This window comes from Bacillus sp. EB106-02-03-XG38 (genome assembly GCF_058792175.1).
The window spans coordinates 449,732-473,234 of sequence record NZ_JBYTED010000003.1 but is presented as its reverse complement, the minus strand read 5'-3'; the positions used below and the strand labels follow the sequence as shown (position 1 = coordinate 473,234).

Sequence of the window (23,503 nt, the reverse complement as noted above, 5' to 3'; positions counted from 1 at the left end):
TCCCCCGAAAAAAAGAGGAGTTCCATATGAAAACTCCCCCGCTTTATGTAGAGCGGAGGTTTCTAGCACGCCTGTACTAGCGGAGTTGTCACATACAACCCCGTATTCCCAATTCTTCTTTATATAAAGAAGATATGTATGGAAAGTTGATATAAATATGCCCTCACCTATATATAGATGAGGTTGCATGTTTCATTGTATTCGATAGGAAGGGAAAAAATCCCTTCCTACCGTATATCTTTTACTATGCTATTACAAATTTACTTTTTGTTCAAGAATTGTTGCAATTTTTGTAACCATAATATCAATTGCAACGTGGTTTTGTCCACCTTCAGGGATAATGATATCCGCAAATTTCTTAGAAGGCTCAATAAATTGATTGTGCATTGGACGTACAACATTTACGTATTGATCAATAACTGAATCCATCGTACGACCGCGTTCTTTAATATCACGCTGCATGCGGCGCAGAATACGAAGATCTGCATCTGTATCAACGAATAACTTAATGTCCATTAACTCACAAAGACGTGGGTCTTCTAAAATAAGAATTCCTTCTAAAATGATTACATCTTTCGGCTCAACTGGAATAATTTCTTCTGAACGCGTATGCAATGTATAGTCATATACAGGCTTATCAATTTGCTCATATGCAAGCAACTGCTGCAAATGTTCAATTAACAGATCATTATCAAACGCAAGCGGATGATCATAATTTGTTTTTAAACGCTCTTCCATTGGTAAATGGCTTTGATCTTTGTAATAATAATCTTGCTCCAAGATTAAAATAGAATGACCTTTAAAATGGTCAAAAATCGCTTTCGTTACACTCGTTTTACCTGATCCCGAACCACCAGCAATTCCAATTACAACAGGCTTATTCGTCCCCATTCGACTATCAACTCTTTCTTATTGAAGTATGCTTTTGCGCATCATATTATTCACATACACTGGTTGATCCACTTTGAATTTCACGATTTGCAACGGATGTCTCGCTGCATCTAATTCGTTTCCATCCTCATCCCAAATTTTCTCCACCGTTTGCGTAAAGTTTTCTATTTCTGGTCCAAAGAACTCCACTTCATGTCCTGGTTTGAAATGATTACGTTGCTCAATCGTTACGATGCCCGTTTCTTCATTATAATCTAACACTAAACCAGCGAAATCATACGTTGTTTTCTTACTATGATTTCCAAACATTTGCTCTTGATGTCCTGGAACCCCTTCAAAGAATGCAGGAGCTGTATCACGATTTGCACATTTATCAAGCTCATCTAACCATTCTTGTTTAAACTCAAAGTTATCAGGATCCGCACAATACGCATCAATTACTTTACGGTATACTGTCGCTACAGTCGCTACGTAATGGATTGATTTCATACGTCCTTCAACTTTTAAGCTATCAATGCCAATTTCAATCATTTTCGGAATTGATAAAATTAAATTTAAGTCTTTTGGACTCATTGCAAAGTGAGCATCTTCTTCTTGGAATAGAGGAAGCTCTTTTGCATCTTTATGTTGTGATACTGTTTGAACTAAATCATAGTCCCAGCGGCAAGACTGACAACAACCACCACGGTTAGAGTCACGTGCTGTCATATGGTTACTTAACGTACATCTACCTGAATATGCGATACACATTGCACCATGGACAAATGCTTCAATTTCAATATCCACTTTTTCTTTAATTTCTTTCATTTCTTCATAGCTTGCTTCACGAGCTAATACAAGACGATGTAAACCTTCTTCTTTCCAATACTGTGCTGCTTTCCAGTTGGATAGTGATTGTTGTGTACTTAAATGTACCTCAACAGAAGGCGCCACACGTTTACAAGTCTCAATAATAAGCGGATCAGCAACGATAATTCCCGTTACGCCAGCTTTTTCAATCCCTTTTAAATATTCCTCTAGCCCGTCCATATTTTCATTATGTGCAAAGATATTTGTTGTTACATATATTTTTGCTCCATATTTCTTTGCAAATTCCACACCTTCTGCCATTTCTTCCAGTGTAAAGTTACCTGCATTCGAACGAAGACCAAATTCTTGTCCACCTAAATATACAGCATCTGCCCCGTAATGGATAGCTACTTTTAATTTTTCTAAGTTACCCGCAGGGATTAACAGTTCAGGTTTCTTCACAATAACGCGTTTGCCATCGATCACTCGTGAAATTTCTTGTACAGTCATTTCCTACACCCTCCTCGTTTAGTAAACCGTCTCTTTAAAGAAGAATCCCGTATCTAACGGACGATTTACTGGTTGCATTTCTTCTATCTCTTTATATAAATCGTCTTTCACGTCATAATACGCATCACGATCTTCTACACATAAATCAATTGCTTTACGATATTTCTTCGTTACCTCAATAATGTATGCAGAGCTTTTTAGTACACCATCAACTTTTAAGCTATCGACTTCCGCATCAATTAGCTCTTCTAACTCATCAATGAAACAAATATCGTTTGGACTCATAATGTGAGTACCATTTTCATCTTCATAAATTGGATATTTGTTGTTACGCTCTGGGTCATATAAGAACATATTCTCTTCATATTTTTTCTTTTCAATGTCAAGATTACGTCCTTGATACTCAAAGTAGTTTCCTACCAATGAACGCTTCGATTGGAACATACAAGTCATACCGTGAATTTGTACTTCAAGTTCCACTTCAGCATTTTCTTTTAATTCAACAATTTCATCTAAGCTAAGCTCACGAGCTAATACAGCACGTTTTGCTCCTCTTTGTCCCCAGTAGTTACAAGTAAACCAGTTTGTTGCTGTTGTTTCTGTATTCCAGTGCAATTGCATATTTGGTGCTACTTCGCGAACCGCCATTAATACTGCTGGATCTCCGAAAACAATTGCATCTACATGGACTTCGTTTAAAAATGCAACATAATCTGTTAATTCTTCTACTTTATCATTGTGGAACATAGCGTTCATTGCTACGTATACTTTTACACCATTTTCATGTGCAATCTTCACAGCTTGTTTCACATCTTCACGTGAAAATTCCCCTGCTAAACGTAAACCAAACTTTTGCTCACCGATCATTACCGCATCTGCTCCTGCTTTCGCAAGAGGTTCGATGTCCGCCACTGCTTTTGGCGTTACTAACAATTCAGGTTTCTTCATACCTTGGTCACCCTCTCTTTTTACTAACAGCTACTCCATCACCAATTGGGAAAATCGTTGTATCATATCCTTCATGATTCATAAGCCATTCATTGTACGTCTTAATACGACGGATTAAACCACGTGTACGTCTGTTTTCAATTTTCTCTTTTGTTGTTACAAGCCCATGGTACATAACATTATCTGAAATAATTACGCCACCAGGATTTAATAACGGTTCATATAAGTCAAAAAAGCGACGATATTGTCCTTTTGCTGCATCAATAAAAATAACGTCAAATGTTCCGTGTTCTTCTACTTGCTCGCCTGTTTCTAACGCATCACCGTAAATAACAGAAATACGCTCTTTAACTGGTGAACGTTCTATATATTCAAGTGCTTTTTCATATCGCTCGCGATTGCGCTCAACTGTCACAATACGAGAATCTGGAATAGCTTGCATCATACGAATACTAGAATAGCCAATCGCTGTACCCAGCTCTAAAATGCTTTTTGGTCCAATTAAACGTAAAAATTGCAACATAAATTCCATTCCAAGTCGATCCATAATCGGCACATGATTTTCTTTCGCATAGTCTTCCATTTCAAGAATTAATTTATCTTTCGGATCAATAAATGATAATAGGTACTCGTTAACTGCATCCTCCATAATGGTCCTCCTTATTTACATGGAGAAGTGCCTCTATGACGTCTTTTCACACATAGAATGCAATAAAAATACAAGCCAGCTTTACCCTTAGCTTGTACGTCCCGTTTTGATATTAAAAACGATTCTTCTGCCAGTTTTTAACCCGATATATTTTACCACAAAAAAGAGGGATGTGCGACATTTTTCGCTATCCCTCCCCATTTCACTGTTTTTTCGTAATATATTTTTGCTTTAGTGCATTATGCTCTTCCAATGTTTTCGCATAGTACACTTCACCAGATGGTGCAGCTAAGAAATAATAATAATCTGTTTGCGCGGGCTCTAACGCTGCTTCCACTGAATGTTTACCAGAGTTTGCAATTGGGCCAACTGGCAATCCCTTTACAACATACGTATTGTATGGTGAGTTTATCTTTAAATCTTCGTATAATACACGTTGCTTATGCTTTCCAAGTGCGTATAATACCGTTGGATCCGTTTGCAGAGGCATACCTTTCGCTAAACGATTATAAAAGACGCTAGAGATCTTTTGACGATCTGTAAAGCCTGTTGCCTCTTCTTCAATAAGTGAAGACAATGTTAGAAGCTGATGAACATCCCAGTTCTTTGCTTTCATTTTCGCTTCGTTTTGAACAATGATTGCATTTGTTTTCTCAAGCATTGAAATTACAATTTCTTCTAACGTCGTATCTTTTTTATAGAAAGAGTACGTCGCAGGATATAAATAACCTTCTAATGGATATTTAATATTGCTATCAAAGATTTTATCCGTTAACAACTTCGGATACTTTTTCTGCATTTTTTGAATAAATGCTTTATCGTTCAATTGACGTACAACATCATCTTTATTCCACTTCAATTCGTTTGCAACCGTTTCTGCAATTTCAGTTACTTGCGCACCTTCTTTTATCGTCACTTTATAAAGAGCTGGACGATGTACATTACCCGATGACATTTGCTCAATAACATCTGAGGCACTCATTGAAGGATTTAATAAATATGTACCCGCTTGTAAATTTTTAGATTTAGCCTTCGTATAAAAACTAAAAACTGTACCGTTTTTCACAGCACCTTTTTCTTCTAAAATCTCACCAATTTTACTAGTAGATGCTCCCTTTGGAATTTCTACTTCAATCTCTTTTTTATTCCCGCTAGCGACTGGTCCTAATGCGGATGAAATATACGCATAGACTGAACCACAAACTAAAAGCAGTGCAATAATCGAAAATAAAAAAATGCGTCTACGCTTCTTTTTCACTTGATTCTCTACCAAAACTCTTCCTCCTTATTCAATTGTAGGCCATATGTACATCTTTCTATACAACACAATGAAAAATCACAATAAACTTACCTATCATTTTTGACAGATACTTTATTTTTCTACAATCCGTCTCATTATACTACAAAGGATTGCGCAGTTTCGACAAAAAATCTTTCATTTTACATACAAAAAAAAGGTGGACGATATATCGTCCACCTTTTCAGTACTTATTATTCAGCTTCTTGCTCATCAGCAAGAGTGTTGAACATTTCTTGTACCATTTCCCACTCTTCTTCAGATTCGATTGGAAGTAAACTTCCGCCCTCTTCTTCATTTTGCTCATAAGCCATTGCATCATAAATTGGGTCTCCATCTTCGTCTACTTCACCGATTGGAGAGAAGACTACGTATGATTTTTTGCCAAATTTTTCAGCATCAAAAGTGAAAATAATTTCACATAAATGTTCGTTACCTTTTTCGTCTACAATTGTAATTTGATTTTCTTCCATTTTGGTCACCTCTTATTTACTATCTAAAAATCCTTGTAAGATTACGACCGCAGCCATCTTATCGATTACTTGCTTTCGCTTCTTACGGCTTACATCAGCTGAAATGAGTAAACGTTCCGCTGCCATCGTTGACAAACGCTCGTCCCACATTACAACGTCTAATTGTAACAGTTCTCGTAGGTTTTCTGCAAATTGTTGGCACGCTTCACCACGCGGGCCAATTGTACCATTCATATTTTTAGGTAAACCTACTACTATTTTGTCCACATTGTACTGCTTTACTAACTCAGAAATACGGTCAAAACCAAAGTGACCTCGTTCTTCGTTAATCTTGATTGTTTCAAGTCCTTGCGCTGTCCAGCCCATTTCGTCGCTAATTGCAACTCCGACTGTTTTTGTACCTACATCTAAACCTAATATCCGCATAAATTACTCCTCACGATGATGTTTCAAGTAAGACTTCACAAGCTCTTCAATTAATTCATCACGTTCAAGCTTGCGAATGATGCTTCGTGCATCTTTATGGCGAGGTATGTATGCTGGGTCTCCACTTAATAAATAACCGACGATTTGGTTAATCGGATTATAGCCTTTTTCTTGAAGTGCATCATACACAGTTAAAAGTACATCATTAACATGGACACTCTGTTTTTCATCTTGAATGCTAAACTTCATTGTTTTATCAAAACCGTCCATTTCAAGCACCTCACTTATATAGTAAGTATAGGGAGAAGAACTTCTCCTCTCCCTACCATTGTACACTACTATCTCTTTATTTTGAAACAGATTTAACGTACTCTTGTACAAATGCTAAAGCTTCCTCAACTTGCGCTGGGTTTTTACCGCCCGCTTGTGCCATATCAGGACGGCCACCACCGCCACCGCCACAACGAGAAGCTACTTCTTTCACAAGTTTACCAGCATGGTATCCTTGGCTAATTAAATCTTTCGTTACGCCAGCTAAGATGTTTACTTTGTCATCATTTACAGACGCTAATACGACAACTGCAGATTCTAATTTGTTTTTTAGGTCATCCATCATCGTACGTAAGTTGTTCATATCTGCAACATTTACTTTTGCCGCTAATACGTTTACGCCATCAACTGTCATTACTGAATCAGTTAAGTTTCCAGCTTCAATATTGCTTAATTTCGCTGCAAGAGATTCGTTTTCTTTTTGAAGTTGTTTTACTTCAGCAAATAAACCGTCAACTCTTGTTAAAATGTCTTTCGGATTTGTTTTCATTTTTCCTGCTGCTTCTTTTAATAAACCTACTTGATCGTTCATTAATTCATAAGCAGACTTACCAGTTACCGCCTCAATACGACGAGTTCCTGCACCGATACCAGACTCAGCAACGATTTTGAAAATACCGATAGAAGCTGTGTTATCAACGTGACAACCACCGCAAAGCTCTAAGCTATAATCGCCAACTTGTACAACGCGTACAACATCACCGTATTTTTCACCGAATAATGCCATTGCACCCATTTCTTTCGCTTCTTCGATTGCTTTTTGAGAAATCTCAACATCAATACTTTCCCAAATTTTCTCGTTTACGATACGCTCAATTTTTTCTAATTCGTCAGCTTGTACTTGACCGAAGTGAGAGAAGTCAAAACGTAGACGTTCAGAAGTTACAAGAGAACCTGCTTGGTTAACGTGCGTTCCAAGTACGTCTTTTAATGCTTGGTGTAGTAAGTGAGTTGCTGTATGGTTTTTCACAACGCTACTACGGTTTTTCGTATCGATAATAGCTTTCACAGCTGCATCTTTCGTTAATGTACCTTCTTCCACAACAACTTTGTGCAAGTTTTGACCGTTTGGTGCTTTTTGTACGTCTTTTACAAGAACTTTCACGCCATCAGCAAGAAGGTAACCACGGTCTGCAATTTGTCCGCCGCTCTCAGCATAGAATGGTGTTACATCAAGCATTAGTTGTCCTTCTTCGCCAGCTTGTAAGCTGTCTGTGTATTCGCCGTTTTTCACAAGTGCAACAACGTTACTTTCTGTTGCAACTGTACCGTAACCAACGAACTCACTCGCTACTTTCACTTCTCCAAGGACACCGCCTTGAACTTGCATAGAATCAACGTCTTGACGAGCAGCACGTGCGCGCTCACGTTGTTTTTCCATTTCATTTTCAAAACCTTCTTGATCAACTGTCATACCAGCTTCTTCTGCATATTCTTCTGTTAATTCAATTGGGAAACCGTATGTGTCATATAGACGGAACGCATCTACTCCAGAAATAACAGTTGTTTTTTCTTCTTTTGCTTTTGCGATAACTTCAGCTAGAATTGCTTCACCATCATGAAGTGTTTCGTGGAAACGCTCTTCTTCATTTTTCACAACTTTTGCGATGAAATCTTTCTTTTCAAGTACTTCTGGATAGAAGTCTTTCATTACTTCTCCAACAACCGGTACTAATTCAAACATGAATGGACGGTTGATGTTTAATTTCTTAGAATAACGAACAGCACGACGTAATAAACGACGTAATACATAACCACGGCCTTCGTTAGATGGAAGAGCACCGTCACCAACAGCGAATGTTACTGTACGGATATGGTCAGCGATTACTTTAAACGCCATATCTTTTTCTAAGTCACCATTGCGATATTTCTCACCAGAGATTGTTTCTGTTGCACCAATCATTGGCATGAATAAGTCTGTGTCAAAGTTTGTAGGTACATCTTGAACGATAGATGTCATACGCTCTAGACCCATCCCTGTATCGATGTTTTTCTTAGGAAGCGGTGTATATGAACCGTCTGGATTATGGTTAAATTGAGAGAATACAAGGTTCCATACTTCTAAGTAACGCTCGTTTTCTCCGCCTGGATATAATTCTGGATCACTAAAGTCATTACCGTAAGCTTCTCCGCGGTCATAGAAAATCTCTGTATTCGGTCCACTTGGTCCTTCACCGATATCCCAGAAGTTTTCTTCTAAACGAATGATACGCTCTTTTGGAACTCCCATTTTTTCATTCCAAATTTTGAATGCTTCTTCATCTTCTGGATGGATTGTAACCGATAGTAATTCTTTATCGAATCCGATCCATTTGTCGCTCGTTAAGAATTCCCAAGCCCAAGTAATTGCTTCTTCTTTAAAGTAATCACCGATTGAGAAGTTTCCTAACATTTCAAAGAATGTATGGTGACGAGCTGTTTTCCCTACGTTCTCAATATCGTTTGTACGAATTGATTTTTGAGCATTTGTAATACGTGGATTTTGCGGAATTACACGTCCATCAAAATATTTCTTTAATGTTGCTACACCACTATTAATCCATAAAAGAGATGGATCTTCATGTGGAACTAGTGATGCACTAGGTTCTACTGCATGTCCTTTTTCTTGGAAAAAGTCTAAAAACATTTGACGAATTTGTGCGCCTGTTAGTTGTTTCATTGTATTTTCCTCCTTAAATATAAAAAACTCCCGCCCCTATAAAAGGGACGAGAGTTAACTCGCGATACCACCCTAATTATGAATTGATTATAACAATCAATTCATCACCTCATGGTGCCGTAACGTGGCAAGACGGCAGTGATTAGCTGCTCTCAGGATTAGCTTTCTGTTACCCTTCATTTAAAGCTTCTTTCAGCCATATGGAAGCTTCTCTCTATAAATGGACTGTAACGTACTTGTTCCATCATTGATTTAATGTATTATATGACTAAATATAATAGAATTCTCTTAAGTTTGTCAATGTAGATAATCATTTATATTATATCAATTGCTTATTAATCATAGCTATTCTACTATTCATTCTTAACAGCCTTTTCATATATTATGCATGTATTACTAAATTGTACTACCTCTATGGACTTTTCTAAATATTATATTTTCGTTATAATTAAATTATCAACAATAAAGGAGCGATCGTAATGACAACCTTATTGGGCAAAGCTAAAAATATGTTAACGACTGACGAAAAAATATTATTTTACGTGGCCTGTTCATTAGATATATATATTTATCGTTCCGTTGCAAGACCAGGACTGTTAATTTTAACGAACAAACGCCTCTTCTTTTATGGACCAGATATAGGTAAGAACCCATTATTTGAAGAGTACTATTTCGAAAAAATTTCTGACCTAAAAGAACAAACGCCTCTTTTCAGCAATCAAATTATATTTATGTATGATAATGAATGGAAAAAAATAAAACATATTCAAACAAACGATATAAGCACTCTCGTTCAACAAGTACACGAGCAACTCTCTAAATAATCATAGCCCTCTACTCTTATAAGTAGAGGGCTTTCCTATTATACATTTTCTTTTTTCCAAAGAGGCCTTACATGAACGATCACTGTACGAATGACCGCTAAAATTGGAACTGATATTAATAATCCTACAATCCCTGCCACTTCTCCCCCAACTAGTAATGCCAGCATAATAATAACAGGATGCATGCGAAGCGACTTACCAACGATGTAAGGGGATAAAATGTTACTTTCCAAAAATTGCAAAATAGCAATCGTAATCCCTGCCTTAATAAGTAAACTCGTTGATACCGTTGCCGCGATCATCAACGTCGGGATCGCTCCTAAAATAGGACCGAAGTACGGGATTATATCCGTTACCCCAATTATAATGCCGAGTAATAATGGATATTTCATACCGATAAACCAAAAAGAAAGAACAGATACGCCCCCTAATACTAAGCAAACAAACAACTGGCCTCGAATATAACTTCCGAGTGACTTATCAATTTCTTTCGCCAGCATTTGCCCCGTACTACGCCACTTACTCGGCACTAGTTTCCAAAAGATATGATAAAACTCACCGTAATCTTTTAATATGTAAAATACAATGAACGGAATTAAGAAAATAATGAGTAACGAGTCTAATACACCACGAGCAGTGCTCATCACTTTATTTAATAGTGCTTGTATCTTCGTTTCTACTCCAACAAAAATTTGTTTCACCTTTTCATGAATAAAGGACGGGAAATTTGCTGTTTGTTCCGTAACGCCATCCATCCAAGAATCATACATTTTTGTAAACTGCGGGAATTGTTCATTGATTTCTTGTAATTGCTTAATCACAACTGGCGTTCCTTTATAAATGCCATAACCAATTCCTCCAAAGAAAAGGATGTAAATGAGCAAAATAGCGAGTGTACGCGGCATCCCTTCCTTATGAATTTTTTCAATTAAAGGGTGCAATAAATACGCGATAAAACACGCAATAAGAAACGGTGTAATGGCCACTTTGAATACAAAAATAATCGGTGCCCATAACGGTTTAATTTTTAAAAAGACGAGCAAACAAAGAAATACAAGTAACAATAACCCTAAACGATATATCCAAATGATTTTAAGATTCTTCACACGAAAAACCTCCTCACCTTTATTTTGAAAATAAATAGGGTAGGTTATGTGCAAAAGTTTTAAAATCTTTTCGTGCAGACCATACTGTTTTGTAAAGACATACATATACATAACATAATAGGGACAACCACCCCTGAGAATGCAGCGTGAAACAATATAATCAGGAGGGCTCATAATGGTTTTATTTATGCTCGTATTATCAGCACTTTTTATGATTCTTGAATGGGTTTGTATCGGGTTTGGTATTTGGAAAGGTTTCTTTATTCGTTCCTCACGAAAAGAAAGAGCGAAGCAATTATTTCATTACGGAATGCTTGGCGTTGGATGTTACGGCCTATCTTATCTCTTTTCTGAAATTGGACTTTTATATTTGCATACAAGTGCATAAAAAAACTCCCTTATGATAAAGGGAGTTTTTTACGCTTATAAATAAGATTTAATCATCTTACGTGCTTTTTTCATATTGCGTTTTGAAAATACATCTTGTTTGCGCGCATATTGATATGCTGCCGCTCCAACACCTAATGCGATTAATGAATTGCGTAGATTCAAAGTAAATCCCCCTTTTCGTTATCCGATCGTTCTTTCGTTCTCATCAAATAAATCATCAAGTGAGCTTAATGAACCATCTTCCTCTACTTGATGCGTATGGATTTTCCCTTTTGAAACCGATAATTCGATATAACAATTCCAGCAATAAAATTGGTTGACACCTATTTTTCCAATGTCTTTCCCTTTGCAATTTGGACAAATAAACATATGGCTTTCATCTCCTTACAGTCTCCCAGATTCTATTCGCCATTATGTCCAAACCGCATTCATTTATACATTGCTGGGGCCTTTGAACGTTATACGTTTGAAAGTTTCACTATATAATTTCACCTTGTTACATGAAATCATACGGTGAAATGTTTTCCACGTCCATTTCCTCCCCATTAACTGTTACCATCTGTACTTCTCCTTGTGATTCTTGCAAACGACTCGCTAAAGTCGTTTGACGCATTGCATCATCAAGGCGATTTACACCAGACTGGAAAGCTGTTTCCTCCCCGCAAATAATGAGGAACTTTTTACTTCTTGTAATGCCAGTGTAAATTAAATTACGACGTAACATACGATTGTAACTTTTTACTATCGGCATGATCACGATCGGGAACTCACTACCTTGCGACTTATGAATCGAACAGCAATAAGCATGTGTAATTTGATTTAAGTCCGGCTTTGTATATGTTACCTCAATTCCATCAAATGAAACGATAATCATATCTTGTTGTTCAACGTTTTCTTTTGCATAAAACACCGAAACAATTTCTCCAATATCACCATTAAACACTTGGCTCTCTGGCTGATTAACGAGCTGCAATACTTTATCGCCTCGTCGGTATACGACATCACCGTAAGCAATTTCTTTACTCTTTTCCCTTTTCGGATTAAACACTTCTTGTAACGCTTCGTTTAGTACATTAATACCGGCAGGGCCACGATACATCGGGGCCAATACTTGTACATCTCTTGCGCTAAACCCTTTTGTCTTAGCATTCTCACAAACCTTCTTAACAACCTCAACAATTTGAGCTCCTGTACAGCCGATAAATGAACGATCTTTTTGATTTTGCGCTAAATCTGGTGGGAGCGTTCCATTTTTTATCGCATGGGCGAGTTGAATAACTGATGAACCTTCCGCTTGACGATAAATTTCAGTAAGCTTTACCGTTGGAACTGCACCTGCATTCAATAAATCTTTCAACACTTGTCCAGGCCCTACAGACGGTAACTGATCTTCATCACCTACAACAATAACTTGAATGTTCGTCGGCAATGACTTAAACAGCTGATTTGCCAGCCAAATATCAACCATTGAAAATTCATCAATAATGAGCAATTTCCCTTGTACCGGGTCCGTTTCATTACGCTGGAAAGACCCTTCTGGCGTCCAGCCAAGTAAACGGTGAATTGTGCAAGCTGGAAGCCCTGTTGATTCACTCATTCGCTTCGCTGCTCTTCCTGTTGGAGCCGTTAATAATATCGGAAATGGATTATCATCACTGTATTCATTCGGATTTAACGATAGCCCGTGAAGTGACGCATACATTTCAACAATTCCTTTAATAACTGTTGTTTTCCCTGTTCCTGGTCCACCTGTTAATAACATCATCGGTTTATGAAGTGCCGTTTGAATTGCTTCTTGCTGAAATGGTGCATACTGTACATTCAGTTGTTCTTCAATTTCACCTAACGTCTTTAACACTTCTGCTTCAGGAAATGAAGGTGTTTCTTCTTGATTCATAAGCCTACGAATAGACTTTACAACACCTTTTTCAGAGTAGAATAACGATGCTAAATATATCCGTTCTTCTTCTATGATGACTTTCCCTTCACTTTGCATCATTTCAATGCAATCTACAATGTCTTCCTCCGTCACTCGTCCTTCTTGATTATTTAAAAGTGACATCGTTTCTCTTACAAGTTGATCTTTTCCCATATAAACATGGCCAAGCTGCAACGATACATTCTCTAGCGTATAAAAACATCCCGCACGTACACGGTCGTCGTGATTACCCGATATCCCTAACGCACGTCCGATATCATCGGCTCTTCCAAACCCAATCCCGTCCACTTCTTCAATAAGCTGATATGGATTTTTACGAATCACTTCCAATGTCATCTCTTTATATTGCTGGTAAATCTTAATAGAAAGCTTCGTTCCAAAACCGTAACCATTTAAAAAACTCATTACTTTCTCTAATCCTTGGTGTTCAACAATTGTCTCATATATTTCTTGCGCTTTTTGCTTATTGACAACACCGTTTAAAGCATCAGGATCATCCATAATTTTAGAAATGGCATGTTCCCCGAGATGGTCCACAATTTTTTCAGCTGTACGCTTTCCTATTCCTTTAAATAAATCACTCGCTAAATATTGCACCATACCAGCTTTTGTTTGCGGCAATTCTTTCTTAAACGTTTCAACTAAATATTGTTTCCCATACTTCGGATGGTCTTTAAAATGCCCTGTCAATGTAAACACTTCATCTTCATGCATGCGGGGAAAATGACCGTTTATCATCACTTTTTTTTCGTCGTACGTTTCATTCGTTTCAATGACTTTCATACTAACAACGGAATAGAGGTTTTCTTCGTTGTGGAAAATGGTATGAAGAACTTGCGCTTTTATAAACTTTTTCTCTTCTTCAAACAAATCCATTGCATGTTGATTTCCCATCTTTCCTCTCCTTTCCGGTTTCATTTCACTTTAATGAGCAGTACATCCCCCACCTCTTTAGATGAGGGATAACTACCCATTAACTATATTTTCATCTTATTCAGCTTCTTGCTCTAATAAACGAACACCATTACCAGCTAAAAAGTGATCTGGTTGAATTTCAGTTGCTTTTTTAAATAAAGCTAGAGCCTTCTCGTTATTTTCTTCAAATACGTACGCAACGCCTAAATTATAATACGCATCTGCATGCTCTTCATCCATTTCTAATACCTTTTCAAAATAAGGTTTTGCCTCTTGAATATGTTCTAGTCGTGCAAAACAAAGTCCGCACTGGAACACAGCTTCTACATCGTTTTCATCTAATTCTGTTGCTCTTTGTAAAAATGGTAGCGCAAGGCGATCATTACCAAGTTGCACATGTGTAATACCTAACATAAATGTTACATCAGCTGATTGTAATCCAGCTTGCATCGCCTGTTCAAATACAGCTTTAGCCTCTGCAAATTGCTCTTGACCGTAATATACGTTTCCTAACCCATAATAAGCAGCCGCAGATTTATCATCTAACTCTAATGCACGTTTATAAAATAAAATGGCTCTCTCACTGTCACCTAGTACATCTAATAAGTTTGCAAAATTAATATATCCAAGCGCATCTTTCGGATTTTCTTCGATTGCTTCTGTGAAATTTTTAGCAGCTTCTTCCCAGTTTCCTTCTTGCATATATTGAATACCTGTTTCAAGTTTGTTTGTCATGTCCTTCACCTCTACAACAAATTATAACAAAGAATGTATTTTCCAAGCGAACGAAAATTCGCTTTATGTAAAAGAAACCTCTAACCGCGAATCGGCAGAGGCTTCTCGTTTTATCCTAAATAATCCAATTTCTTACCGCTACGGTACACTTCATCAATTGTAGCACCGCCTAAGCACTCATCTCCATCATAGAAAACGACTGCTTGTCCTGGTGTAATTGCACGAATTGGCTCGTCACAAAGAATACGAACTGTATTTTCATCAACGATTTGAACCGTTACTTTATTGTCTTCTTGACGATAACGGAATTTCGCTGTGCATTTAAATTCTTTTTCTTTCGCTCCATTACTTACCCAACCAATATTCGTAGCAATAACTTCATCACCATATAGAAGTTCGTTATGGAATCCTTGATCCACATATAAAATGTTTTCTTTCAAGTTTTTCCCAACAGCAAACCAGGGATCACCGTTACCACCAATACCAAGGCCATGACGTTGTCCAATTGTATAGTACATTAAACCGTCATGCTTTCCTTTCACTTCACCAGATAATGTTTGCATCACACCTGGTTGTGCTGGTAAATAGTTACTTAAGAAATCTTTAAAGTTACGCTCACCAATGAAGCAAATACCAGTACTATCTTTTTTCGCCGCTGTCGCTAAACCAGCTTCTTTCGCCATTTCACGAATTTGTGGTTTCTTCAGTTCACCGAGCGGGAACATTGTTTTTGATAATTGCTCTTGGCTTAATTGATTTAAGAAATACGTTTGGTCCTTATTATCATCAACGCCGCGAAGCATTTTATATTCGCCGTCCATATAAGCAACGCGTGCATAATGACCTGTTGCTACATAATCAGCACCAAGCGCAATGGCATGCTCTAAAAATGCTTTAAATTTAATTTCTTTATTACACATTACATCTGGGTTTGGTGTACGACCAGCTCGGTACTCATCTAGGAAGTACGTAAATACTTTATCCCAGTATTGTTTTTCAAAGTTTACTGCATAATATGGAATGCCAATTTGGTTACACACTTCAATTACATCATTGTAATCTTCAGTTGCTGTACAGATACCATTCTCATCTGTATCATCCCAGTTTTTCATAAAAATTCCGATTACATCATAACCTTGCTCTTTTAATAAAAGAGCCGCTACAGATGAATCGACGCCACCGGACATTCCGATGACAACGCGTGTTTCTTGAGGTAGTTTGTTCATCATGTCACCTCCCATGCTAATTTTGTGTTAATCGCTTCACGATTTTCACTGTTTCGTACGCCGCTTTCTCAATTTGCTCTTTCGTATTTCCAAGTCCGAAACTAAAGCGTACGGATGAACGTATTTGATCGGAGTCTTTTCCGAACATCGCTACTAATACATGTGATGGATCAATCGAACCAGCTGTACAAGCCGAACCACTTGAAACTGCAATGCCAGCTAAGTCTAAGTTCACAAGAAATGGTTCAATGTTCATTCCTGTAAAACTAATATTAAGCACATGTGGTAAGCGATATTCTAAGTTTCCGTTTACCTCGAAAGTAATGTCTTCATTTTTGAAGACAGATACCATTATATCTTTAAACTCTTCATATTGGGCATTTTTTTGCTCACGAGTTTTTTCAGCTAACAAAATAGCATGCTGGAGCCCGGCGATACTCGGTACATTTTCAGTACCAGCACGGCGTTTTCTTTCTTGCTCCCCGCCTATTAATAACGGTTCAAATTTCACATCTGCACCAGCGTATAAAAACCCGACACCTTTTGGCCCGTTAATTTTATGAGCTGAAATCGATAATAAATCAATGCCGAACTCTTTCACATCTATTTCTATTAAACCGTAAGCTTGTACCGCATCTGTATGGAAATAAGCTTGATGCTCTTTTAACAACTTACCTATTTCCGCAATTGGTTGCATCGTCCCAACTTCATTATTCCCAAACATAACGGATACGAGAATTGTCTCTTCTGTTAATGCCTTTTGTATGTCAGAAACTTGAACGCGCCCTGTTTCATCGACAGGTAAATATGTCACTTCAAACCCTTCACGCTCTAACAGTTCACACGTATGCAAAATTGCATGATGTTCAATTTGCGTCGTTATAATATGGTTACCTTTATGACGGTTTGCACGCGCTACACCAATCAGTGCTAAATTATCAGCTTCTGTACCACCGCTCGTAAATATAATTTCATTCGGATTCGCATGAATGCTACGTGCACACGCGCGTCTCGCCTCATCTACTACATGGCGCGTTTGACGTCCATAAAAGTGAATACTAGACGGGTTTCCGAATGTTTCTGTCATATATGGAATCATCTTTTCGACCACTTCTGGGTGAGTCGGAGATGTCGCAGCATGATCTAAGTAAATGCGTTCCATTAAATCTCCTTCTTTCCAAATCGTTTCACAAGGAATTAAATGTAAAACATATAGCCCCCGTGATTTTCTTCCTCATAACGTACTAAATCTTCTAATGTTGTACTATCTAACACTTCTTGCACCGCATCACGAACACGCATCCATAATTGGCGTTGTGCTGGTTCTTCTTCTTCTATCATTTCTACAACACTAATTGGACCTTCTAATACACGGATTACATCCCCAGCTGTAATGTTAGCTGGCTGATCTGATAATACATATCCGCCGTATGCTCCGCGCGTACTCTTTACTAAACGAGCGTTACGAAGTGGTGAAATTAATTGCTCTAAGTAATGCTCCGATAAATCATGTGCCTGCGCAATTGATTTTAAGGAAATTGGACCTTCACCAAACTTTTTTGCAAGATCGATCATAATTGTTAAGCCGTAACGGCCTTTCGTTGAAATCTTCATCTATTTTGCACCTCTTTTCAAATTTTCACTTCTATTGGTTATATCTTATTTATAAAAGAACACAATTTAAAATCCTATGAAATTATAGCATAATATAGTATTATAAGAAATTTCAACTTGTGTATCAAAATGATAACATAAAATCACATTGAAAAACTCGGAAATTATTACAATTGAAAGAAAAATGAAAATATTAATATTCATTTTTCCCACAAAACAGCATCCTATTTCAAATTCCACTAAAAAAAATGATACGATAGAAAGAGATTATACTTTAAGGGAGACGGTAAAAATGAAACAACCACTCGCACATCGAATGCGCCCTATAAATATTCAAGAAATTATCGGACAACAACATTTAGTTGGTGAAGGAAAGATTTTATGGCGAATGGTCCAAGCAAATCATTTTCAATCTATGATTTTATACGGCCCTCCAGGTACTGGGAAAACATCCATTGCAAGCGCAATTGCAGGAAGTACCGGAACCCCTTTTCGCTTATTAAATGCTGTTACTCATAATAAAAAAGATATGGAAGTTGTCGTACAAGAAGCAAAGATGCATCGACACCTCGTTTTAATTTTAGATGAAGTACACCGTCTAGATAAAGCAAAACAGGATTTTCTATTACCTCATTTAGAAAGCGGACTTCTTACCTTAATTGGGGCAACGACGAGTAATCCGTTCCATGCTATTAATTCTGCTATTCGAAGTCGTTGTCAAATCTTCGAGTTACACGCATTAACAGAAGATGATCTTTTAATTGGCTTAAAACGAGCACTTGAAGATAAAGAGAAAGGTCTTGGAGAGTATGATGTAACCGTTACGCCTGAAGCATTACATCACTTTGCAAATGCATCAGGCGGAGATATGCGTTCCGCTTATAACGCACTTGAACTAGCTGTTTTATCTAGCTTTACAACGGATGACAAAGCTGCGGAAATTACACTAGAAGTTGCAGAAGAATGCTTGCAAAAGAAGAGCTTCGTTCACGACAAAGGTGGAGATGCTCATTACGACGTATTATCAGCATTTCAAAAATCAGTACGCGGAAGTGATGTAAATGCAGCACTTCACTATTTAGCACGTCTTATTGAAGCAGGTGATTTGCAAAGCATTGGTAGACGTCTTCTTATTATGGCATATGAAGATATCGGACTTGCTAGCCCGCAAGCTGGACCACGTACACTAGCAGCTATAGAATCAGCTGAACGAGTTGGGTTCCCCGAGGCACGCATACCACTTGCAAATGCTGTTATCGAGCTTTGCCTATCACCAAAATCAAACTCAGCTTATAAAGCACTTGATGCTGCATTACACGATTTACGTAACGGTCAAACAGGCGACATCCCAAGTCATTTAAAAGATAGTCATTACAAAGGCGCAGAATCACTTGGAAGAGGCATTGGATACTTATACCCACACGATCAACCAAGTGGTTGGGTACAACAACAATACTTACCTGATAAAATAAAAAACAAACAATATTATAAACCGAAAACGACAGGGAAATTTGAGCAAGCACTTTCTACTGTATATGAAAGATTACAAAGTTCGAATAAAACGAAAAATAAAGGGTAACATAAGCGAAAACGTCACCATTACGGAGGCTTCGCTTATGAAAACACGTCAAGATGCATGGACAAAAGAAGACGATCTCCTTTTAGCAGAAACCGTTTTACGACATATTCGCAGCGGCAGTACACAAATAAAAGCATTCGATGAAGTCGGCGATGCATTAAACCGTACTTCAGCCGCTTGCGGATTTAGATGGAATGCTGAAGTAAGGCCGAATTACGAAGATGCGGTGCAACTTGCAAAAAAACAACGTAAAGAATTAAAACGCTCTGAAGCTAAAATAGAAAAAGAGCATTTCACGAAAACGAAACAACTTGTAATTGACGCCGAGTTTTCAGAAGATATTATGCCAAACAAGCAGGATCTTACAATGCAAAATGTCATCTCGTTTTTGCAAAACTTAGAGCATACCAATCCTTCACTCGCAAAGTTACAAACTGAAAATGAAGTATTACAAGCTCAGCTCACGACTTTGAAAAAGACGAATAATGAACTGGAAGCAAAATTAGCGGTACTCTCAAAAAAACAACAAGCAATCGAAGAAGATTACGCAATGCTCGTTAGAATTATGGACCGCGCTCGAAAACTCGTTTCAGTTGAAGAACAAGAAGAACAGATCGCTCCAATTTTCAAAACAGATCAAAACGGAAATTTAGATATTATATATTCTGCAGAGAATTAAAAAAAGGATGTCACTTTTTTGACTGAGTGACATCCTTTTTTGTTTTTTTGGTCGAGAGTATAATATGTATTTGTCGGTAAATGAAATTATATTAACGATTTTTTAATATATCGACGATTCGACAAGGAATATCGATTTACCGACAAAAACTGACGAAATATCCCTCCCTATCATAAAAGGAAACTCTTGATATATATTGGATATTTTTTACTAAAATGTTATTATAAACATATAATTTTAAAGGGAGCTGGTTACTATTTCTTTAATAGTCTTCAAAATAACACTCGGTGTTCTCGTTCTAACTTTGGCTCTTTTCACCATTAACAGTTTAAAAAAGACGTCCGCCTATAAATCAGATAAATATGATCACTACTTACTAGCGTTGCTTACATTTGAACTAGTAGTAATGCAAATATCCCTATTTCTTTAATACATACAAAAAGCATATATCCGAAATGGATATATGCTTTTCTTTTATTCTTGCCCTACACGTTTCACTTCTACATTTTTAATGCGTTCACGTACAACGTGACTTGCCATAATTAAGCCTGCCACAGATGGTACAAATGCGTTTGATGAAGGTGGTAATTTCGCTTTACGAATTTTTGCATTTTCGTCTGGTACGATTTCTTTACGTACTTCTTCACGAATTACGATTGGGTTTTCGTCAGAGAAGACAACTTTTACACCTTTTTTAATACCCTCTTTACGAAGTTTCGTACGAATTACTTTCGCAATTGGATCTGTATGTGTTTTAGAGATGTCCGCAATACGGAAACGAGTTGGGTCCATTTTATTTGCTGCACCCATACTCGAGATAATTTTAATTTTGCGACGTAAACATTGTTTAATTAAATGGATTTTGAACGTAATCGTATCAGATGCATCCACTACGAAGTCTAAACCGTGTTTAAAAAACTCTTCATATGTTTCATCCGTATAAAACATTTCTAGTCCAATTACTTCACACTCTGGGTTAATATCTGCGATACGCTCTTTCATTAATTCTACTTTTGAACGTCCTACAGTAGATACTAAAGCGTGAATTTGACGGTTTACGTTTGTAATATCTACAACGTCTTTATCAACTAGTACGAGACGCCCTACGCCAGAACGCGCTAACGCCTCTGCCGAAAATGACCCTACGCCGCCAATTCCTAAAATACCGACTGTACTATTTTTTAATATTTCAAGTCCTTCTTTACCGAAGGCTAATTCATTACGTGAAAATTGATGTAACATTCAGCTCTACACTCCTATTACAAAAATGGTCTACCATGTATTCTAGCGTTTTTCCGACTATTTGTATAGAAAAAGTTATAGAATTCCTAAAAATACATATTTCGAGCATAAAAACATAGTGTAAACCGACTTTTATTTCTTCCCAAATACAGGTTTAAAAAGGAGAATTCAGAGAACCGAGCAGCTCGAGGCACGTATGCTAGGAGGAGCGCAGTGTAGCCGTACTACTCGAGCACCGGACTAGCATACGTAACGATGAGATGCGACAGTTATCTAAACCGGACTTTTTAAACTTCCATTCCAATATACATTTAAAAAGGAGGATTCAGAGGGCCGAGCAGCTCGAGGCGCTGAAGCCAGGAGGAGCGCAGTGTAGCCGTACTACTCGAGCACCGGACTGGCGAAGCAACGACGAGATGCGACTGCCATCTGAACCGGACTTTTTAAACAACCTCTCAAAAAAAAGCCTAGATGGTATTAGTATAACCATCTAGACCCTATTCTTACTTCTCTTCTTTTAAGCTTAATTTTAAGTTTAACTCTTCAAGCTGTGCTTCTGCAACTGGGCTTGGAGCTTCTGTTAATAAGCAGCTTGCGCTTGCTGTTTTCGGGAATGCAATTGTATCGCGAAGGTTTGTACGACCTGCAAGTAACATAACAAGACGGTCTAAACCTAATGCGATACCGCCGTGTGGTGGCGTACCGTATTCGAATGCTTCTAATAAGAATCCGAATTGCTCTTGCGCTTCTTCTTGTGAGAATCCAAGTGCTTTGAACATTTTTTCTTGTACGTCACGCTCGTAAATACGAAGTGATCCACCACCAAGCTCATAACCGTTTAATACAAGGTCATATGCTTGTGCACGTGCTTTTTCTGGTGCTGTTTCTAATAACTCAACGTCTTCACGGAATGGCATTGTGAATGGGTGGTGAGCTGCGAAGTAACGATCTGCATCTTCATCGTACTCAAGAAGTGGCCAATCCGTTACCCATAGGAAGTTATATTTACTTTCGTCAATTAACTCAAGCTCTTTACCTAGACGTAAACGAAGTGCACCTAAGCTATCTGCAACAACACTCTTCTTATCTGCTACGAATAGTAATAAGTCGCCAGCAGTAGCTTCTAATGTAGCCATTAACGCGTTTGCTTCTTCTTCACCGAAGAATTTCGCGATTGGTCCTTTTAGGCCGTCTTCTTCCACTTTAAGCCAAGCTAAACCTTTTGCACCGTATACTTTCACGAATTCAGTTAATGCATCGATATCTTTACGAGAGTATTTGCTCGCAGCACCTTTTGCATTAATTGCTTTTACTTGTCCGCCGCTTTCTACAGCACTTGTAAATACTTTAAAACCACAACCTGCTGCAAATTCAGATAGGTCTGTTAATTCCATTTCAAAGCGTGTATCTGGCTTATCAGAACCGTAACGAGCCATTGCATCAGCATATTTCATACGAGGGAATGGTGCGCTCACTTCTACACCTTTTGCATCCTTCATAACTTTCGTCATCATGCGCTCCATCATATCTAAAATTTCATCTTGTGTTAAGAATGAAGCTTCGATATCGATTTGCGTGAATTCCGGTTGACGGTCTGCACGTAAATCTTCGTCACGGAAACAGCGTGCTACTTGATAGTAACGCTCAAATCCGCCGACCATAAGAAGCTGTTTAAATAATTGCGGAGACTGTGGTAACGCATAGAATTCACCGTCATGTACACGACTTGGTACTAAATAGTCACGAGCTCCTTCTGGTGTGCTCTTCGTTAAAATTGGTGTTTCCACTTCTAAGAAATCTTCTGTGTCTAAGAAGTTACGAATTGTTTTTGTTACGTCGTGACGCATTTTGAATGTGTTAAACATTACAGGACGGCGTAAGTCTAAATAACGATATTTTAAACGCACATCTTCTGATGCATCTGTATCATCAGCAATAATGATTGGCGTTGTTTTCGCTGCATTTAATACGTTTACTTTCGTTGCTTGTACTTCAATACGACCAGTTGCCATATTGTCATTAATTGCGCCTTCACCACGCTCAACAACTGTACCTTCTACGTGTAATACGTATTCGCTACGAATTGTTTCTGCTACTTCTAGCGCTTCTTTTGATGTTTCTGGGTTAAATACAACTTGTACGATACCTGTACGGTCACGTAAGTCGATAAAGATTAATCCACCTAAATCACGGCGTTTTTGTACCCAACCTTTTAATTGAACTGTTTGTCCAACTGCTTCTACTGTTACTTTTCCACATGCATGTGTTCTTTCAGCCACTGT

23 protein-coding genes and 1 other annotated feature are annotated in these 23,503 nt (G+C 37.8%); of the genes, 4 read left to right on the top strand and 19 right to left on the bottom strand.

The window, feature by feature from the left end; genetic code table 11:
• Nucleotides 1-252: 252 nt before the first annotated feature.
• The 9 genes from udk to alaS form a co-directional block, all read right to left on the bottom strand.
• Nucleotides 253-891, bottom strand: coding sequence for a uridine kinase (gene udk / locus AC3WTI_RS16905; protein WP_000537078.1), 639 nt, complete (start codon nt 889-891; stop codon nt 253-255).
• An 18-nt stretch (nt 892-909) separates the two neighbouring features.
• Nucleotides 910-2,190 carry a peptidase U32 family protein gene (locus AC3WTI_RS16900; protein ID WP_000217969.1) on the bottom strand — a complete coding sequence of 427 codons (1,281 nt, stop codon included), beginning with the start codon at nt 2,188-2,190 and terminating at the stop codon, nt 910-912.
• A gap of 18 nt (nt 2,191-2,208) precedes the next feature.
• The gene (locus AC3WTI_RS16895) at nt 2,209-3,138 is read right to left on the bottom strand and encodes a peptidase U32 family protein (RefSeq protein WP_048531337.1); all 930 of its coding nucleotides are present in this window, start codon (nt 3,136-3,138) and stop codon (nt 2,209-2,211) included.
• A gap of 7 nt (nt 3,139-3,145) precedes the next feature.
• Nucleotides 3,146-3,787, bottom strand: coding sequence for an O-methyltransferase (locus AC3WTI_RS16890; RefSeq protein ID WP_088022460.1), 642 nt, complete (start codon nt 3,785-3,787; stop codon nt 3,146-3,148).
• 202 nt (nt 3,788-3,989) lie between these two features.
• The gene (mltG, locus tag AC3WTI_RS16885) at nt 3,990-5,060 is read right to left on the bottom strand and encodes an endolytic transglycosylase MltG (RefSeq protein WP_097841221.1); all 1,071 of its coding nucleotides are present in this window, start codon (nt 5,058-5,060) and stop codon (nt 3,990-3,992) included.
• Between the two features lie 218 nt (nt 5,061-5,278).
• Entirely contained in the window at nt 5,279-5,557 is a 279-nt protein-coding gene (locus AC3WTI_RS16880) for a DUF1292 domain-containing protein (protein ID WP_000392245.1), read from the bottom strand.
• 12 nt (nt 5,558-5,569) lie between these two features.
• Nucleotides 5,570-5,983 carry a Holliday junction resolvase RuvX gene (gene ruvX, locus AC3WTI_RS16875; protein WP_001221193.1) on the bottom strand — a complete coding sequence of 138 codons (414 nt, stop codon included), beginning with the start codon at nt 5,981-5,983 and terminating at the stop codon, nt 5,570-5,572.
• A gap of 3 nt (nt 5,984-5,986) precedes the next feature.
• A complete protein-coding gene (locus AC3WTI_RS16870; protein WP_000348590.1) occupies nt 5,987-6,253 on the bottom strand; it encodes an IreB family regulatory phosphoprotein in 267 nt (88 codons plus the stop codon).
• Nucleotides 6,254-6,329: 76 nt separating this feature from the next.
• The gene (gene alaS / locus AC3WTI_RS16865; RefSeq protein WP_087957023.1) at nt 6,330-8,972 is read right to left on the bottom strand and encodes an alanine--tRNA ligase; all 2,643 of its coding nucleotides are present in this window, start codon (nt 8,970-8,972) and stop codon (nt 6,330-6,332) included.
• Nucleotides 8,973-9,012: 40 nt separating this feature from the next.
• Nucleotides 9,013-9,229 (bottom strand) — a binding site (T-box leader).
• 222 nt (nt 9,230-9,451) lie between these two features.
• On the opposite strand from alaS, the gene AC3WTI_RS16860 reads away from it, so the two are divergent.
• Nucleotides 9,452-9,796, top strand: a complete 345-nt coding sequence (locus AC3WTI_RS16860; protein ID WP_097841222.1) for a PH domain-containing protein — start codon at nt 9,452-9,454, stop codon at nt 9,794-9,796.
• Nucleotides 9,797-9,834: 38 nt separating this feature from the next.
• Here AC3WTI_RS16860 and AC3WTI_RS16855 read toward each other — a convergent pair whose 3' ends face one another.
• Nucleotides 9,835-10,902 carry an AI-2E family transporter gene (locus AC3WTI_RS16855; RefSeq protein ID WP_087957025.1) on the bottom strand — a complete coding sequence of 356 codons (1,068 nt, stop codon included), beginning with the start codon at nt 10,900-10,902 and terminating at the stop codon, nt 9,835-9,837.
• A gap of 175 nt (nt 10,903-11,077) precedes the next feature.
• Between AC3WTI_RS16855 and AC3WTI_RS16850 the strand changes: the two genes are divergently transcribed.
• On the top strand, nt 11,078-11,290 hold the full coding sequence (locus AC3WTI_RS16850) for a hypothetical protein (protein WP_000242555.1): 213 nt from the start codon (nt 11,078-11,080) through the stop codon (nt 11,288-11,290).
• A gap of 35 nt (nt 11,291-11,325) precedes the next feature.
• Here AC3WTI_RS16850 and AC3WTI_RS16845 read toward each other — a convergent pair whose 3' ends face one another.
• From AC3WTI_RS16845 to cymR, 7 genes are all read right to left on the bottom strand, one after another.
• Entirely contained in the window at nt 11,326-11,454 is a 129-nt protein-coding gene (locus AC3WTI_RS16845; RefSeq protein ID WP_001053553.1) for a YrzQ family protein, read from the bottom strand.
• 18 nt (nt 11,455-11,472) lie between these two features.
• Nucleotides 11,473-11,661, bottom strand: coding sequence for a YrzR-like zinc ribbon domain (locus tag AC3WTI_RS16840; protein WP_000469281.1), 189 nt, complete (start codon nt 11,659-11,661; stop codon nt 11,473-11,475).
• A gap of 127 nt (nt 11,662-11,788) precedes the next feature.
• Nucleotides 11,789-14,125, bottom strand: a complete 2,337-nt coding sequence (recD2, locus tag AC3WTI_RS16835) for an SF1B family DNA helicase RecD2 (protein WP_087957026.1) — start codon at nt 14,123-14,125, stop codon at nt 11,789-11,791.
• 96 nt (nt 14,126-14,221) lie between these two features.
• Nucleotides 14,222-14,881, bottom strand: coding sequence for a tetratricopeptide repeat protein (locus AC3WTI_RS16830; RefSeq protein ID WP_097841223.1), 660 nt, complete (start codon nt 14,879-14,881; stop codon nt 14,222-14,224).
• Between the two features lie 110 nt (nt 14,882-14,991).
• Entirely contained in the window at nt 14,992-16,107 is a 1,116-nt protein-coding gene (gene mnmA, locus AC3WTI_RS16825; protein WP_087957028.1) for a tRNA 2-thiouridine(34) synthase MnmA, read from the bottom strand.
• A gap of 16 nt (nt 16,108-16,123) precedes the next feature.
• Nucleotides 16,124-17,269, bottom strand: a complete 1,146-nt coding sequence (locus AC3WTI_RS16820) for a cysteine desulfurase family protein (RefSeq protein ID WP_087957029.1) — start codon at nt 17,267-17,269, stop codon at nt 16,124-16,126.
• A gap of 35 nt (nt 17,270-17,304) precedes the next feature.
• Nucleotides 17,305-17,721 carry a cysteine metabolism transcriptional regulator CymR gene (gene cymR / locus AC3WTI_RS16815; protein WP_000704116.1) on the bottom strand — a complete coding sequence of 139 codons (417 nt, stop codon included), beginning with the start codon at nt 17,719-17,721 and terminating at the stop codon, nt 17,305-17,307.
• A gap of 292 nt (nt 17,722-18,013) precedes the next feature.
• Between cymR and AC3WTI_RS16810 the strand changes: the two genes are divergently transcribed.
• Both AC3WTI_RS16810 and AC3WTI_RS16805 read left to right on the top strand, forming a co-directional pair.
• Nucleotides 18,014-19,300, top strand: coding sequence for a replication-associated recombination protein A (locus tag AC3WTI_RS16810; RefSeq protein WP_087957030.1), 1,287 nt, complete (start codon nt 18,014-18,016; stop codon nt 19,298-19,300).
• A gap of 37 nt (nt 19,301-19,337) precedes the next feature.
• A complete protein-coding gene (locus tag AC3WTI_RS16805; RefSeq protein WP_087957031.1) occupies nt 19,338-19,979 on the top strand; it encodes an RsfA family transcriptional regulator in 642 nt (213 codons plus the stop codon).
• Between the two features lie 474 nt (nt 19,980-20,453).
• On the opposite strand, the gene AC3WTI_RS16800 is transcribed toward AC3WTI_RS16805, so the two are convergent.
• Complete coding sequence (locus AC3WTI_RS16800; RefSeq protein WP_060632367.1) at nt 20,454-21,221, bottom strand: tRNA threonylcarbamoyladenosine dehydratase; 768 nt, start codon at nt 21,219-21,221, stop codon at nt 20,454-20,456.
• Nucleotides 21,222-21,724: 503 nt separating this feature from the next.
• Nucleotides 21,725-23,500 carry an aspartate--tRNA ligase gene (aspS, locus tag AC3WTI_RS16795; protein ID WP_097841224.1) on the bottom strand — a complete coding sequence of 592 codons (1,776 nt, stop codon included), beginning with the start codon at nt 23,498-23,500 and terminating at the stop codon, nt 21,725-21,727.
• Between the last annotated feature and the right edge of the window lie 3 nt (nt 23,501-23,503).